This is a genomic window from Paludisphaera soli (assembly GCF_011064595.1).
GTDB classification, from domain to species: Bacteria; Planctomycetota; Planctomycetia; order Isosphaerales; family Isosphaeraceae; genus Paludisphaera; species Paludisphaera soli.
On sequence record NZ_JAALJI010000020.1, the window covers coordinates 101,966 to 117,018 of the forward strand.

General features: G+C 68.3%; 12 protein-coding genes. 5 read left to right on the forward strand and 7 right to left on the reverse strand.

What is annotated here, in order from left to right:
* Nucleotides 1-15 precede the first annotated feature (15 nt).
* Nucleotides 16-414 (reverse strand): VanZ family protein, encoded by a 399-nt coding sequence (locus tag G6O68_RS22130; protein WP_165250825.1) that lies wholly within the window; start codon nucleotides 412-414, stop codon nucleotides 16-18.
* A gap of 360 nt (nucleotides 415-774) precedes the next feature.
* Between G6O68_RS22130 and G6O68_RS22135 the strand changes: the two genes are divergently transcribed.
* The 4 genes from G6O68_RS22135 to G6O68_RS22150 all read left to right on the forward strand — a co-directional run bounded on the left by G6O68_RS22135 (nucleotide 775) and on the right by G6O68_RS22150 (nucleotide 5,935).
* On the forward strand, nucleotides 775-2,535 hold the full coding sequence (locus G6O68_RS22135; RefSeq protein ID WP_206108180.1) for a S26 family signal peptidase: 1,761 nt from the start codon (nucleotides 775-777) through the stop codon (nucleotides 2,533-2,535).
* A 166-nt stretch (nucleotides 2,536-2,701) separates the two neighbouring features.
* Nucleotides 2,702-3,346 carry an RNA polymerase sigma factor gene (locus tag G6O68_RS22140; protein WP_165250826.1) on the forward strand — a complete coding sequence of 215 codons (645 nt, stop codon included), beginning with the start codon at nucleotides 2,702-2,704 and terminating at the stop codon, nucleotides 3,344-3,346.
* 4 nt (nucleotides 3,347-3,350) lie between these two features.
* On the forward strand, nucleotides 3,351-4,322 hold the full coding sequence (locus G6O68_RS22145; protein WP_165250827.1) for a hypothetical protein: 972 nt from the start codon (nucleotides 3,351-3,353) through the stop codon (nucleotides 4,320-4,322).
* A 197-nt stretch (nucleotides 4,323-4,519) separates the two neighbouring features.
* The gene (locus tag G6O68_RS22150) at nucleotides 4,520-5,935 is read left to right on the forward strand and encodes an arylsulfatase (protein ID WP_165250828.1); all 1,416 of its coding nucleotides are present in this window, start codon (nucleotides 4,520-4,522) and stop codon (nucleotides 5,933-5,935) included.
* 1 nt (nucleotide 5,936) lies between these two features.
* Here the strand turns inward: G6O68_RS22150 and G6O68_RS22155 are convergent, their stop codons facing one another.
* The 6 genes from G6O68_RS22155 to lysS form a co-directional block, all read right to left on the reverse strand.
* Nucleotides 5,937-6,491 carry an NUDIX hydrolase gene (locus tag G6O68_RS22155; protein ID WP_165250829.1) on the reverse strand — a complete coding sequence of 185 codons (555 nt, stop codon included), beginning with the start codon at nucleotides 6,489-6,491 and terminating at the stop codon, nucleotides 5,937-5,939.
* 1 nt (nucleotide 6,492) lies between these two features.
* Nucleotides 6,493-6,954, reverse strand: coding sequence for a universal stress protein (locus G6O68_RS22160; protein WP_165250830.1), 462 nt, complete (start codon nucleotides 6,952-6,954; stop codon nucleotides 6,493-6,495).
* Nucleotides 6,955-6,981: 27 nt separating this feature from the next.
* Nucleotides 6,982-7,848 (reverse strand): branched-chain-amino-acid transaminase, encoded by an 867-nt coding sequence (ilvE, locus tag G6O68_RS22165; RefSeq protein ID WP_165250831.1) that lies wholly within the window; start codon nucleotides 7,846-7,848, stop codon nucleotides 6,982-6,984.
* Between the two features lie 64 nt (nucleotides 7,849-7,912).
* Nucleotides 7,913-8,623: an ABC transporter ATP-binding protein gene (locus tag G6O68_RS22170; RefSeq protein WP_165250832.1), complete on the reverse strand. Its 711-nt coding sequence runs from the start codon at nucleotides 8,621-8,623 to the stop codon at nucleotides 7,913-7,915.
* A 76-nt stretch (nucleotides 8,624-8,699) separates the two neighbouring features.
* Nucleotides 8,700-10,121, reverse strand: a complete 1,422-nt coding sequence (locus G6O68_RS22175) for an ABC transporter permease (RefSeq protein WP_165250833.1) — start codon at nucleotides 10,119-10,121, stop codon at nucleotides 8,700-8,702.
* Nucleotides 10,122-10,207: 86 nt separating this feature from the next.
* On the reverse strand, nucleotides 10,208-11,743 hold the full coding sequence (lysS, locus tag G6O68_RS22180) for a lysine--tRNA ligase (RefSeq protein WP_165250834.1): 1,536 nt from the start codon (nucleotides 11,741-11,743) through the stop codon (nucleotides 10,208-10,210).
* 238 nt (nucleotides 11,744-11,981) lie between these two features.
* On the opposite strand from lysS, the gene G6O68_RS22185 reads away from it, so the two are divergent.
* Nucleotides 11,982-15,041: a PVC-type heme-binding CxxCH protein gene (locus G6O68_RS22185; protein ID WP_165250835.1), complete on the forward strand. Its 3,060-nt coding sequence runs from the start codon at nucleotides 11,982-11,984 to the stop codon at nucleotides 15,039-15,041.
* Nucleotides 15,042-15,053: the final 12 nt, after the last annotated feature.

Sequence of the window (15,053 nt, forward strand, 5' to 3'; positions counted from 1 at the left end):
ACCCTGGGGGCCGTATCAGGCCCCCTCGGTCAGCGCGAGGTAGTCGGCTTCGTCCCGGCGTCCTCCCGCGACCCAATAAAAGAGCGCCCCGCCCAGGCCGACGCCGATCATGTCGAACAGGCCGTCGTCGAGGCCGCCGTCGCGATTCACGAAGCTCGACATCTGACCGAGCTCGGTGATCACCGCGAGGGCCAATCCGCCCAGAACCACCGGCGCAAACCGCCTCGGGGCCGGCGACGCCTTCAGCCAAAGGAAGGCGAGCCCGAGGAACAGACCCGTGTGGGCGATCTTATCCGCATGGGGAACCCGGACGCTTCGCTCTCCGCCCGCCTGCGTCACCACCGATTTCGGCATCCAGCACAGTCCCAGGATCAACAGGGTCCAGCCGATCGCCGCATAGAGCCAAGGTCGCATGGTCCATCCCCTCCACCGAGTCGGTCGTCGCGCCGAACGGCTTCGGCGTCGCCTCGGAGAGTCGCCACGGCCCCATCTCCGACGTGGCCACATTGTAAGCGATCGCGCCGATTTCTCGACTTCAACTTCGTCGAGGCCCGCCGCGACGTCGCCTGGATTTGACGTGATCGGTCCTCCTCAGGGAATCTCCGGCTAGCCGTCGAGCGACTTCGAGAGCCTCGCCAAGCCAGGCGAAATCCCCGTTCGGGTCCCCCTCGACGACCGATTCGCGGCACCATCTCGCATACCGGACCGCGACGGGCCCTGGTATCCTCACAAGATCGCCCGAAATCCGGACGAGAATCCGACGAAGGACTTCTCATGAAGCGATCAAGCACCGAGACGTCCGGGTCGACGTCGACCGCTCCCCAGCGGTCGGATGATCTCGCGCGGAGCGAACGCAGGAGGAATCGGCGCGAGTCGATCGAATCGTTCGTCGTCGTCGTCGTGGGGTTCCTCGTCTGGAGCCTCGAGGCGGAAGGCTTCGTGATCCCGACCGGCTCGATGGCCCCGACCCTTCTCGGTCGTCACAAGGAAGTCGTCTGCCCCGAGTGCGGCTGGATCTATCGCGTCAACGCCGACTGCGAGGTCGACGCCGGCGGCTCCGGGGGCAGGACCGGGCTCCGGGTGACGTGGGGCGTCTGCGAGAATTGCCGATTCACCACGCGGATCGACGACCTGCCCAGCTTCGCCGGCGACCGGATCTACACCCTGAAGACCGACGCCGCGATCCCGCTCCTCCCCACGCTCGGGCGTCAGGAGCCGCGACGCTGGGATGTGACGGTCTTCAAGCTGCCGGAGGATCCCGGCGTCCGCTACATCAAGCGGCTCGTCGGCTTGCCCGGCGACGTGCTGCGGATTCGTCGCGGCGACGTCTGGCGGAGCGACCTGGAGGACGGCGAGAACTTCGCGATCCTCCGCCGCCCCGCCGAACAGTCGCGGCAGGTCGACGTCCCGGTCTACGATGACGCGCATCGGCCGCGACGGCTGGCCGACGATCCACGATGGCGTCGCTGGTCGCCCTCGGACGGCTGGACGGAGCCGAGGCCCGGCGTTTATCGAGCCGCCGCCGGCGAAGGCTGGAGGGAGCTTCGTTACCGGCACCTCGTCCCCTCGCCGGAGCAGTGGGAAGCCCTGGCGGCGGGCCGCGAGCCCCAGGATCCGCCCCGGCCGACGCTCGTCACCGATTTCTGCTCGTTCAACACCGACCTGGCCCCCCAGAACCTCCCCCAGGTGCGATTCGTCACGCGTCCCTGGTTCCAGCCCCACTGGGTCGGCGATCTCGCGCTGTCGCTCCGGCTCGACGTGATCGAGCGCGCCGGGCGAGTCCGGATCGAGCTGATCGAGGGGGGCGCGTCCTACCGCTGCGAAATCGACCTGTCGACCGGCCAGGCCCGCCTTTTGCGCGACGACGAACCGCTCGGCGAGCCTCGGACGACGGCCGTCAAGGCCCGGGGCTCTTACCGGCTGACCTTCGCCAACATCGACGATCGGCTGACCCTCTGGGTCGACGGCGACAGGCCGTTCGGGGACGGCCTGGGGTATGACTCGGGAGGCGTCGACGCGGAGCCGACGCCGACCGTCGAGGATCTCGAACCGGCGAGGATCGCCGTCGACGGGGCGTCGGTGGAGGCGACCGACCTCGTCCTCAAGCGGGACGTGTACTACACGCAGGATCCCGGCGACCCGGACTCGGACGAATTGCTCGACTACCGCGGCCGTCCGCCTCGCGACCTCTTCGAACTGCTGGGCGATCCGGCGCGCTACTCCCGGCTCCGGTGGCGGACGCCGCGCGACTATCCGATTGAAGAAGGCCGATACATGATGCTGGGGGACAACAGCTCGTGGAGCCGCGACGGACGCGCCTGGACCCGGATCGACCAGACCACCCCCACCGCGCCGGATCGGGGCTGGGACGAGTCGGGGCGGGAGAGCTGGGAGGTGCCCAGGGCCCTGGTGATCGGTCGGGCGTTCTGCGTGTACTGGCCGCATTTCCGGCCCGTCTGGCCGGGCTTCCGACTCGGTCTCGATCTCGTGCTGCCGGCGAGACCTAACTTCGAGGACGTCCGCTGGATATACTAACGCATCCCTCGGGACGGGTCGCCGACGCGACCGGGGGCAGACGGTCCCGAGTCGGCGGTCGGCGATCCTCGAACTCCCTCGCCTTGCCTCCCCGAAACGGGTCGAGGCGCGGCGCGAGACGTTCTCGGGACGGATATTGAACCTTCGGGCGCGACGGTGCGTAACTATGGTCAAGGTCATCGGGTCGGATTCGGCGGAAAGCCTCGCCCAGAAGGCGGACGAGGAGCTGATGCGCCGGTATCGCGAGCACGGTGACGAAGCCGTCTACAACGAGCTGGTCCACCGCTACGAACGGGAGCTTTACCGCTACCTGGCGCGTTACATGGGCGATACCTCGATGGCGGAGGACGTGTTCCAGAATACGTTCCTCCAGATCCACCTGAAGCGTGGGCTGTACGAGGACGGTCGCCCGTTTCGACCCTGGCTTTATGCGATCGCCACGCATCAGGCCGTCGACGCGCTCCGAAAGGCGGGACGGCATCCGACGGTGAGCCTGGATCAGCGACTGAGCCCCGCGCAAGGCGAGGCCGACGCCGGGTCGCTGCTGGACATGCTCGTCAACGACGACTCCGGGCCGCTGGCCGACCTGCAGGATCAGGAGCGGCGGGACTGGGTCCGCGAGAGCGTGGAACGCCTCCCCGACGCCCTTCGTCAGACTCTGATCCTCGCCTACCATCAAGATTTGAAGTATCGGGAAATCGCCGATATCCTCAAAATTCCCGTAGGAACCGTGAAATCGCGACTTCATGCGGCCCTCGCCAAGCTCCAGCAGATGGCGAAGGCCGCCAAGCGGGACGGGAAAGAAGACTGATGCCATGAAACCCGACGAACTGCTAGATTTCGCACTCGGCCAGCTCGACGACCCGCGGCGACGAGCCGTGGAAGAGGCCTGTCGGGCCGACCCGGAAGTCGCGGCCATGGTCGAGCGAGCCCGGCGTGCGTTCCACGCCCTCCTCGACGACGGAATCTCCCACGCCCCCCCGCCCGGCCTCGCCGAGAAGACCCTCGCCCTCGTCGCCCAGGGTCGCAACCCGGCCCCCTCGATCCTCGACTACGCCCCCGCTCGCGTCCCTTTTCGTTGGGCGGACTTCGCGGTCGCCGCCAGCATCTTCATCGCCGGCGTCGTCACCCTGATGCCGGCCGTGCAGCGGTCTCGCGAGCGGATGAACCAGGCCGGCTGCGTCTTCAACCTCAGCCAGATCGGCAAGAGCCTGGGCCAGTACGTCTCCACCCACCAGTCCTATCCGGCGCCCCCCAACGACCGCGGCGACGCGAAGAGCGGCCTCTTCGCGGCGCTGTTGCAGGACGGCGGATTCCTCCAGGACGTCTCGCTGCTCGACTGCCCGTACAACGGCCGATGCGACATGCAGCACGCCCGGCGGATGGCGTCGTTCGAGCAGGCGGACGAGCTGAGCAAGCGCGACCCGGCCCAGTTCCAGAAGATGGTCTGCTGGGACTACGGCTACAATCCGGGCTATCGCCACGCCTCGGGGCAGCTCGGGCCGATCTCCGCCCGCCCCGCCTCGCTCATCCCCGTCGTGGCCGACCAGCCCCCCGCCGACCGGCTCCTCGGCGACGTCGATCGCAACAGCCCCAACCACTTCGGCGCCGGCCAGAACGTCCTCTACAGCGATGGAGCGGTCCGATGGCACCGGAGTCGCCACGTGGGCCCGGAAGACAGCGACGTCTACCTCAACAACGACCGCAGGATCGAGCCCGGCGTTCATGAGCGCGACTCCGTGATCCTCCCCCGCGACCACCCGTTCGGCATCTCGTCCGGCCGCTGAGCCCCAAGCCTCGGGCTTGATCGAACAGCTCATGATGCTGCGACGCGGCCCACCCGGCCGCGTCGTTCGCGTTCGAAGGTACGCCGACGGCGATCGTCGGGCCCTTGAGCAACGCCGGCACTCGGTTTATCGTCGACCTTTCATCCCTTCGTGCTCAGCATGCTCGGGGCCGGCGCCGCCGTCGGGGAGGTCGATCGATGCGAGTTCGCTCGTGGCTCGTCATGGGATTCGCGATCATGGGAGCGACGGCGTCCGCGACGTCGGGGGCGGATCGGCCCAACGTCGTCGTGGTCATGCCGGATGATATCGGCTACGGGGACTTCTCCTTCCTCGGCAGCCCGATCGTCCGCACGCCGCACGTCGACGCCCTGGCACGCGAGAGCCTGCGGTTCACCGGCTTCCACGTCAGCCCGACCTGCGCCCCCACCCGCGCCGCGCTGCTGACCGGCCGTCACGAGTTCAAGTCCGGGGTGACCCACACGATCAGCGAGCGAGAGCGACTGAGCCTCAAGGCGACGACGCTGGCGCAGGTGCTCCAGGCGAACGGTTATGCGACGGGGATCTTCGGCAAGTGGCACCTCGGCGATGAGGCGGCCTACCAGCCCGAGCGTCGCGGCTTCGACGAGACGTTCGTCCACGGCGGCGGCGGGATCGGCCAGACGTATGAGGGGAGCTGCGGCGACGCCCCCGGCAACACCTACTTCGACCCCGCGATCCGTCACAACGGCGTCTTCGAAAAGACCCAGGGCTACTGCACCGACGTCTTCTTCGCCCGCGCCCTGGCCTGGATGGACGAACGTCGCAAGGCCGACGTTCCGTTCTTCGCCTACATCACTCCAAACGCGGCCCACGTCCCGCTGCAATGCCCGGAGGACTACGCGAAGCGGCACGCCGGCGAGGTGTCCGCGGACGTCGCCAAGTTCTACGGCATGATCGAGAACATCGACGACAACTTCGGCCGCCTGATCGCGGCGCTCAAGGAGTGGGGGATCGTGGAGAACACGCTCGTCGTCTTCCTGACCGACAACGGCGGCACGCTGGGCGTCCCCATCTTCAACGCCGGCATGCGGGGTCAGAAGGTTGGCCCTTACGAGGGGGGGACGCGCGTCCCTTCGCTCTGGCGATGGCCGGCGAAGATCCAGGGCGGGCGGGACGTTTCGGCCCTCACCGCCCATGTCGACGTCTTCCCGACGCTCCTGGAGGCGCTCGGGATCGAGCCGACCGAGGAAGTCCGCCGTCAGGTCGAGGGCCGGAGCCTCGTCCCGTTCTTCCAGGACCGGCCGGCCGATTGGCCGCGACGGACGCTCGTGACCCACGTCGGCCGCTGGCCCCGGGGTCAGGTGGAGTCGTTCAAGGACAAGGGCGTGTCGATCCGGGACGATCGTTTCGCCCTGGTGAACAACGTCGAGCTTTACGACCTCCAGGCCGACCCGGCCCAGGCGACGAACGTCATCGCCGACCATCCCGAAGTTCGGGACCGGCTCCGGGCGGAATACGAGGCGTGGTGGGCCTCGATCCAGCCCTGCCTGGAGAACGAGGACGCCGTCGGCCCGAAGTTGAACCCGTACAAGGAGTGGTACTGGAAGCAGTTCGGCGGCGGGCCGACTTCCTGACCTAGGGGCGAGCCCGGCGGAGATGGTCGCAGAACAGGATGGCGAGCATCGACTTGGCGTCCCGAATCCGGCCGTCGTGGACCATCGCCACGGCGTCCTCCCAGGCGACGATCTTCGTCTCCAGCCGCTCGTCGGGCTGGTGGTCGGTCGGGCCGGGGGTGAGATCCTCGCAGAGGTACAGGAACATCCGCTCGGTCATCACGCCGGGGGTGACGTGCCACCAGCGGAGGAACGTGACCTTGCCGGCGCGGAAGCCGGTCTCCTCGGCCAGCTCGCGGGGGGCGGTCTGGTCGGGAGCCTCGCCCTCGTCGATCGTGCCGGCGGGGACCTCCAGGAGCGTCTCGCCGATGGCGTGGCGGTAGTTGTACACGAGGCAGACGTGATCGACGTCGACCATCGGCACGAGCGCCACGGCGCCCCGATGGAGGACGACCTCGCGCTCGGCGAGGCCGCCGTCGGCCAGCCGCACCGGCTGGACCGCCAGGTCGAGCTTCGTCCCCCGATAGATGACCCGGCGCGGGGGGAGGGGATCGGACGAGGGATCGACGTCGGTCACGTCAGGCGGTCCTCGCCGGGGCGGTCCGGACCGTGAGGACGGGGCAGGGTGCCTCGCGCACGATCCGCTCGGCCACCGAGCCGAGCAGGACGTGGCTCAGCCCGGTGCGGCCGTGGGTGGCGATGACGATCAGGTCGACGTGGTTTGCCGCGGCGTAGTCGACGATCGCTTCGGTTGGCGCGCCCCAGCAGACGGCGGTGGCGAAGCCCGCGGGCGTCCCCCATTCGGGCTTGATCGCGGTCAATAGCGACTCCCTGGCCCGCCGCTCGTCCTCCTCATAGAACTGAGGGGGCATGACCGGCATCAGGAGGGGGTCCGGACTGGCCGGGATCATCTCCGACAGGACGTGGACGACGTGCAGCTCCGCCTGGAAACGCTCCGCCAGCCCGCAGGCGTACCGGAGCGCGTCCTCGGAGTGGGTGCTGAAGTCGGTCGGCGCGAGGATGCGTGCGAAGGAGATCATGAGACTGCCCCTGGCCGACGGTTTGGATCAGGCTCGGCCTTCGTGCACCAGCCGCCCGAAGCGCTGCCGAAGGTCTTTCGTGATCGGCCCGGGCTTGCCGGAGCCGAGGGTGCGGCCGTCGCACTCGACGACCGGGATCAGCTCGGCGGCCGACCCGGTCAGGAAGCACTCGTCGGCCGTGTAGACGTCGTAGCGGTCCATCGTCCGCTCGAAGACCTTGTAGCCGGCCTCCTTCGCCAGGTCGATGACCGCGTTGCGGGTGATGCCCTCCAGGATGCCCGAGTCGACCGAGGGCGTGTGGAGCTCGCCCTTATGGACGACGAAGATGTTGTCGCCGGTGCACTCGGCCACCTCGCCCTTGTGATTCAGCATCAGGGCTTCGAGGCAGCCGGCCAGCGCGCCTTCCATCTTGGCGAGGATGTTGTTCAGGTAGTTCAGCGACTTCACCCGGGGGTTCACCGTGTTCGGATGGCTGCGGATCGTCGCCGCGGTGACGATCTTCAGGCCGTGCTCGTACAGCTCCTCGGGATAGAGGCTGATGGCGTCGGTGATGATGATGATCTGGGGGTCGCTCGTCTTGCGAGGGTCCAGGCCCAGGCTCCCCGCCCCTCGGGTGACGATGACGCGGATGTAGGCGTTGGTCAGCTTGTTGGCGGCCAGGGTGTCGACGATCGCGGCGGCCATCTCCGGCCGGCTGATCGGGATCCGCAGGTTGATCGCCACGGCCGACGCGTAAAGTCGGTCGACGTGCTCCTCCAGCTTGAAGACCCGCCCGGAGTACGAGCGGATCCCCTCGAAGACCCCGTCGCCATAGAGGAGGCCGTGATCGAAGACGCTGATCTTCGCGTCCGACTTCTCGTAAAGCTTGCCGCCGATGTAGACCTTGGGGCTCATACGGCCCTCCCGGCCCCGCGCCGAATAAGGGCCGCGACATCCACGCACCCGGTATCGGTTGGACTCAGACCAGCGCGGGAACCCATTCCTCGATTCGCCCTTCAGCAAGCCTCACGACCCGGTCGGCCTGGTTGGCGATCTGTTGATCATGCGTGACCAGTATCATAGTCAGCCCGCGTTCGCGGTTCAAGTCGCGGAGCAGTTCGAGCACCCCCTGCCCGGTGGCGGCGTCGAGGTTGCCCGTCGGCTCGTCGGCCAGCAGGACCTCGGGTCGGCCGACCAGGGCCCGGGCGATGGCCGCTCGCTGCATCTCACCGCCGGAGAGCTCGGACGGCTGATGGGTCAGGCGATGGCCCAGGCCCACCCGCTCCAGCATCTCCTCGGCGTCGCGGCGGATGGCCTTCCGTTCCTTGATGTAGGCGAAGAGGCCGGACCGGATCAGGTGCGGCATCATCACGTTCTCCAGCGCGGTCAGCTCCGGGAGGAGGTGATAGAACTGGAAGATGAAGCCGAAGGTCCGGTTGCGCATCAGGTCGCGCTCGCGGTCGGGGCGGTCGTCGATACGACGGCCGTCCAGCTCCACCCGGCCGCCGTCGGGCTGATCGAGCAGCCCGAGGAGGTGGAGCATCGTGCTCTTGCCGGATCCGCTCGCGCCGATGACCGCCACCAGCTCGCCGCGCGAGGCTTCCATGTCGACGCCGTGGAGGACGGGGACCTCGATCTTCCCCTTCCGGTAACTCTTGCAGAGGCCGAGGGCCGCGATATGAGTCGTCATCGTCCTGGTCTTCCGTGAGGTTCCGGTTCCGAGAAATGGGAGGCGACGCGGCCCGCGAGGGACCCCGCTGGGGCGATCATTCGTAGCGGAGGGCCCTGACCGGATGCATCTTGGCGGCGCGTCGGGCGGGCCAGACGCTGGCCATGACGGCGATGAAGAGGGCGCCCGCGACGATCGCGACGACCGTCCGGGGCTCGACCAGGGTCGGGATGCGGTCGAAGTAGTAGATCGAGTCGTCGAACACCTTGTGCTTGAGGATGACGCTCAAGACTTTCTCGATCTCGTTGATGTACCGGACGAACAGGAGCCCGCCGATCATCCCCACCCCGCTCCCCACCGCCCCCAGGAGCAGTCCGTAGCCGAGGAAAATGTTGCGGACGCCGGCGGTCGACGCCCCGAGGGCCTTCATGATGCCGATGTCGCGTGTCTTCTCGACCACGATCATCGAGAAGATCGCCAGGATCCCGAAGCCCGCGACGGCGATGATGAAGAAGAGCAAGATGTTGAGGATGCTCTGCTCGATCGCCACGGCGGCCAGCAGCGGCCCCTGCTTCTGCTCCCACGTCCAGACCCGGAAACGCTTCTCGGCCAGTTTCTCCATGCCGAGCTGAAGTTTGTCGGCGAGCACATCCAGGTCGGCGCCCTCGCGCACCTTGATCTGGATCTGATTTACGGCCCCCTTGCCGCTCTCGGGATCGATCAGGTTCCGCGCCCGCTGGAGCTGTTCCAGGGGGACGTAGACGTGGGTGGAGTCGTACTCGCTCATCCCGCTCTTGAAGTAGCCGACCACGGTGAAGGCGTCGAGGCCCGCCTCGGGGGTGCGGCCGTGCTTCGGGAAGGCCAGCGAGATTTTCGACCCCATCCCCGCCAGGAATAGGTCCGGCTTGTCGTTGCCCAGGTGATAGGTCGCGATGGCGTAGCCGACGATCGCGCCGTGCGTGGGGACCTGGTCGTCCTGCTGCTTCTCCAGATACTCGCGGGTCGCGTCCAGGAAGGCGTCGGGCTCCTCCTGCCGGAGTTCGCGAAGTCGCTGGCCGGCGGGCGACCGTGCCTTCAGCTCGTCCGAGACGGCGAACGAGGGGGGGATCGGATTCCCTTGCTCATCGAACAGGTGCTCGGCGAAGTCGCCGGTCTTGGCCCGATCCTCGGGATGCACGCCGATGATCTGGACGGGCTGCGTCCGGTACTCGGGGCCGACCTTGAAGCGGATGATGCCCGGCGTTTCCATCGTCGGCGCCATTGCCAGGATGTCGTCGCCGCCGACGTCCTTGATCCGGGCCATCACCTCCTCGTAGTTGATGAAGCCCTCGAAGGAGCTCGACTCGACGATCAAGTCGGCGAGGACCCCGTGGAGCCGGTCGCGCATCTTGTCGGCGAACCCGGCCATGACCGAGTTGACGACGATCATCGTGGCGACGCCCAGCATGACGCTGATGACGCTCGCCAGAGCGATGTAGCGGGTGCGGAGATACCGCCAGCAGAGCAGGTACTTGTACACGAGGCCACTCCTTCCCTGGAACCAGCCTTCGGTGCGGTGCGGACCGGCGACCCTCGCCCGCCCGTTTCGACGTTCGGACGGTCGGATCAGATCTCGGACTCGTCGTCCTCGGCCGTCGCCGCCTCGCCCACGCCGACGGCGCGGGCCGCCTGGGGACGCATCAGCGGGAACAGGACGACGTCGCGGATGCTCGACTTGTTCAGTAGCAGCATGCAGAGACGGTCGATGCCGATGCCCAGGCCGCCGGCCGGGGGCATCGCGTTCTTGAGGGCCATGACGAAGTCCTCGTCCATCTTGGCCATCGAGTCTTCCTCGGCCTGGCCCGCGAGCTGGCTCCGGAAGAGTTCCTCCTGCAGATACGGGTCGTTCAGCTCGGTGTAGGCGTTGGCCAGCTCGATGCCGTCGACGAACAGCTCGAACCGCTCGGCGAGCTTCGGGTTCGACGCCTTCCGCTTGGTGAGCGGGCAGATCGCCGCCGGGTAGTCGATGACGAAGACGGGGCCGGAGAGCGCGTCCTCAACGGTGGCCTCGAACAGGTCGCTGACCACGACGTCGTGGTCGCGACCCTTGGTCGCGATCCCGGCCGCCTCGGCGCGGGCCTTGACGGCCTCGTAATCGTCGGGCTCGACGCCCGCGTACTCGCGGAGCAGGTCGAGGTAGGCACGCCGCGGCCAGGGGGGGGTGAAGTCGATCGTCTTCTCGCCCCAGGGACGCTGGTAGCCGCCGCCGATCGCCTGGATCGAGGCGCAGATGAGCCCCTCGGTCAGGTCCATCATCGAGTGGTAGTCGCCGTAGGCCTGGTAGGCCTCCAGCATCGTGAACTCGGGGTTGTGCTTGGGGCTGATCCCCTCGTTGCGGTACACCCGGCCGATCTCGAAGACCCGCTCCATCCCGCCGACCAGCAGCCGCTTGAGATACAGCTCCGGGGCGATCCGCAGGAACAGGTCGATGTCGAGCGTGTTGTGGTGGGTGACGAACGGGCGGGCCGCGGCCCCGCCGGCGATCGACTGCATCGTGGGGGTCTCGACCTCCACGAACCCGCGCTCCTCCATCACCTTGCGGAACGTCCGGACGATCGTCGAACGGCCGAGGAAGGTCTGGAGCGATTCGGGATTGGCGAAGAGGTCGACGTAGCGGCGGCGATACCGCGTCTCCTGGTCGGTGAGGCCGTGCCACTTCTCGGGAGGGGGCGTCAGGCTCTTGCCCAGGAAGGTCAGCGCGGTGGCGAAGACGGTCAGCTCGCCGGTCTTGGTGTAGCCGAGCGTCCCGTCGACGCCGATCAGGTCGCCGAGGTCGAGCAGGTCGACCAGGCTCCAGGCGAGGTCGCCGACCTGCTTCTTGCCGATGAAGATCTGGATCCGCTCGGTCCAGTCGCGCACTTCGAGGAAGACGACCTTGCCCTGGCCACGCCGGAGCATGATCCGGCCGGCGATCCGGACGGTCGGTCCGGGTTCGGCGGCGACCTCGCCTTCGGCCGGCTTCGGGACGTCGACGGCGCGCACCGAGGCAATGGCCCGATGGTCGTCGAACCGGTGGCCCCAGGGATCGAACCCCAGGTCGGCGATCTTCTTCAGCTTCTCGGCCCGCACCGCTTCCAGGCCGTCTCGCGACTCTTCGGACATCTCGCCGCCTTAATCCTTCACTTTTTTCGACTTCGGGAAACTTGAGGCAAATTGTAGTGATTGGGACGAGCCGGTCAACGGCAACAGGACGGCGATCGCCGACGGACTCCCGCGAAAACCGGTTCGCGGCCGGGGCGAACGCCCGATAGACTTGATTTCCGCACAGCCGCCGTCAAGCTAGGCGGAAACTCCGCCCGAACTCCTCCTTCCGATCCTCCCCCGCGACGGAGCGTCCTTCATGCAGCGTCCCCGAGTCGTCCTCTCGATCCTGGGCCTGGCGAGCCTCTGCCTCGCCGCGACGGTCCCCCTCCTCGGCCAGCAGCCCGCCCCGGTCGAGAACGTCTCCACGTTCGAGCCGCGCTCCCCCGAGGACGAACGCAAGGCGCTCCACGTCCCGCCGGGGTTCGAGGTCCAGCTCGTCGCGGCCGATCCCGACATCCAGAAGCCGCTGAACCTGGCGTTCGACGACAAGGGGCGTCTCTGGATCACCGACACCGTCGAGTATCCCTACCCGGCCGCCGAGGGCACCAGGCCCCGCGACACGGTCAAGATCCTCTCCGACTTCGGCCCCGACGGCCGGGCGCGGAAGATCGAGACCTTCGCCGACGGGCTGAACATCCCGATCGGCCTCCTCCCCAGGCCTTCCGCCAAGGAGGCGCTGGTCCACAGCATGCCGAACATCTGGCTCCTGAAGGACACCGACGACGACGGCAAGGCCGACGTGAAGGAGCCGCTCTACGGGATCTTCGGCAACCGCGACACCCACGGCATGACGAACGCGTTCACCTGGGGATACGACGGCTGGATCTACGCCTGCCACGGCTTCTCGAACGACTCCGAGGTCGCCGGCGGGGACAAGCAGGCGATCAAGATGAACTCGGGCAACACCTACCGGATGCGGCCCGACGGCTCGCACGCCGAATACGTCACCCACGGCCAGGTGAACCCCTTCGGCCTGGCGTTCGACGAGTTGGGCTACCTCTACTCGTGCGACTGCCACAGCAAGCCGCTGTATCAGCTCATCCGGGGGGGCTACTATCCGAGCTTCGGCAAGCCCCACGACGGCCTGAACTACGCGCCGGAGATGGTGACGCACGACCACGGCTCGACGGCCATCTCGGGGATCGTCTCCTACCAGTCGGACCAGTTCCCGGAGGAGTACCGCAAGACGGTCTTCATCGGCAACGTGGTGACGAACCGGATCAACCACGACAAGCTCGAATGGACCGGGGCCACGCCCAGGGGGGTCGAGCAGCCCGACTTCGTCTGGAGCGAGGACAACTGGTTCCGCCCGGTCGACCTGGAGCTGGGCCCCGACGGCGCGCTCTACGTCGCTGACTTCTACAACCGGATCATCGGCCATTACGAGGTCCCGCTCACGCATCCCGGCCGCGACCGGACCAGCGGGCGGATCTGGCGGATCGTCTACAAGGGGGACGGTTCGAAGCCGGTCCCCTCGCCCGAGGCCGTCGACCGCACGAAGGCCGGCGTCGACGCCCTGATCGCCGACCTGGCGAGCCCGACCCTCCCCGTCCGGATCGCGTCGGCCAACCAGCTCTTCGAACGCGGCGGGGCCGAGGCCGTCGAGAAGCTCCGCAGCCTTGTCGGACCTGCCGCCGCCGGACCCGAGGCGACCGTCCACGCCCTCTGGGTGCTCGAACGCCTGGGGGCGCTCGACGACGCGACGCTGCTCCGCGTCGCGGCCGCCGACAGCTCGCCGATCCGCGTCCATGCCCTGCGGATCCTGATCGACCGGCCGTCGCTCTCGCCCGCGACCCGCGCCTTCGCCCTCCGCGAGATCGAAGGGGCCGACCCGCACGCCCGCCGGGTCGCGGCCGAGGTCCTCGGCGCGCACGCCGAGGCGGCGTTCATCAGGCCGCTGTTGAAGCTCCGGCAGGAGACCTCGCCCGGCGACACGCACCTCGTGCACGTCGCCCGCATGGCGCTCCGGGATCAATTGAAGCCGCCGACGGCCTGGCCGATGATCGCGGCCCTGCCGCTGAGCGACCAGGACCGCGCCGACCTGGCCGACGTCGCGGTCGCCGTACCCGACCATCGGGCGGCGGCCTTCCTGCTGGCCCACGTCCAGAACTTCCCGGAGAGCCCCGAGAACGTCGCGCGATACCTGCACCACGTCGCCCGTCACGGCGACGAGGCGTTCTTCCCCACGCTGACGGCCTACGTCGCGGGAGGGGACGGCGACCCGCGAGGCCGGCTGGGGCTCATCAAGGAGATCCAGCAGGGATTGCAGGAGCGCGGCGTCGCGACGCCGGACCATCTCCGGGCCGCCGCCGTGGGCCTGGTCACGGGTTTCCTGGAATCGAAGAACGGCGACGAGGTCAACCAGGGCATCGAGGCCGTCGCCGAGTTCCAGCTCAAGGAGGCGATCCCGGGCCTTGAGGGCGTGTTCGCCCGGGCCGACCTGCCGGAGGGCCGCCGCGCGGCGGCGCTGGCGGGGATCGCGGCGCTCGACATGCCGCTCGGGCTGGCGAGGCTCAAGGCGGCCCTCGACGACGGCGCCCTGCCGCTGCCGCTCCGCGAGGCGGCGGCCATCGCGCTGGCGAACATCGAGAAGCCCGAGGCCCGCGACGCCGTGCTGGCCTCGCTGGCGACGGCCCCCGAGCGGGTCCAGTCCACGGCCGCCGCGGCGCTCGTCCGCCGCAAGGACGGGGCCGAGGCGCTGCTGAACGCCGTCGCGACCGGCAAGGCCTCGGTCCGGCTCCTCCAGCAGCGGCCGATCGTGATCGGCCTGGAGAACGCCGGAATCCCCGACGTCGCGGCGCGGATCTCCTCGCTGCTGGCCGGCCTCCCGCCCGCGGACGAGCAGCTCCGGGCCTTCCTCGACCAGCGTCGCGAGGGCTTCCAGAAGGCGACGTGCGACTCGACGGCCGGTGCCAAGGTCTTCGAGGTCCGCTGCGGCGTCTGCCACCAGATGGAGGGGAAAGGGGCCCGCGTCGGTCCTCAGCTCGACGGCGTCGGGGCGCGGGGCCTCGAACGGCTCCTGGAAGACGTGCTCGATCCGAATCGGAACGTCGACCAGATGTTCCGCACGACGATCCTGGCCCTGGCCGACGGCCGGGTGGTCAGCGGCCTGCTGCTCCGCGAGGAGGGTCAGGTCCTCGTCCTCGCGGACGCCCAGGGGAAGGAAGTCCGCGTCTCCAAGGACGAGGTCGAGGAGCGCAAGGTGGTCCAGCTTTCCCCCATGCCCGCCGACCTGGCCCAGCAGATCCCCGACGCCGAGTTCTACGACCTGATGTCTTACCTGCTGAGCCGCACGGAGCCGAAGCCGACGCCGTGATGAGCGGCTCGG

What these genes read in the sequence shown, in the direction of transcription:
- G6O68_RS22130 (WP_165250825.1), bottom strand. Translation starts at nt 414, where the DNA reads ATGCGACCTTGGCTCTATGCGGCGATCGGCTGGACCCTGTTGATCCTG.
- G6O68_RS22135 (WP_206108180.1), top strand. Translation starts at nt 775, where the DNA reads ATGAAGCGATCAAGCACCGAGACGTCCGGGTCGACGTCGACCGCTCCC.
- G6O68_RS22140 (WP_165250826.1), top strand. Translation starts at nt 2,702, where the DNA reads ATGGTCAAGGTCATCGGGTCGGATTCGGCGGAAAGCCTCGCCCAGAAG.
- G6O68_RS22145 (WP_165250827.1), top strand. Translation starts at nt 3,351, where the DNA reads ATGAAACCCGACGAACTGCTAGATTTCGCACTCGGCCAGCTCGACGAC.
- G6O68_RS22150 (WP_165250828.1), top strand. Translation starts at nt 4,520, where the DNA reads ATGCGAGTTCGCTCGTGGCTCGTCATGGGATTCGCGATCATGGGAGCG.
- G6O68_RS22160 (WP_165250830.1), bottom strand. Translation starts at nt 6,954, where the DNA reads ATGATCTCCTTCGCACGCATCCTCGCGCCGACCGACTTCAGCACCCAC.
- ilvE (WP_165250831.1), bottom strand. Translation starts at nt 7,848, where the DNA reads ATGAGCCCCAAGGTCTACATCGGCGGCAAGCTTTACGAGAAGTCGGAC.
- G6O68_RS22170 (WP_165250832.1), bottom strand. Translation starts at nt 8,623, where the DNA reads ATGACGACTCATATCGCGGCCCTCGGCCTCTGCAAGAGTTACCGGAAG.
- lysS (WP_165250834.1), bottom strand. Translation starts at nt 11,743, where the DNA reads ATGTCCGAAGAGTCGCGAGACGGCCTGGAAGCGGTGCGGGCCGAGAAG.
- G6O68_RS22185 (WP_165250835.1), top strand. Translation starts at nt 11,982, where the DNA reads ATGCAGCGTCCCCGAGTCGTCCTCTCGATCCTGGGCCTGGCGAGCCTC.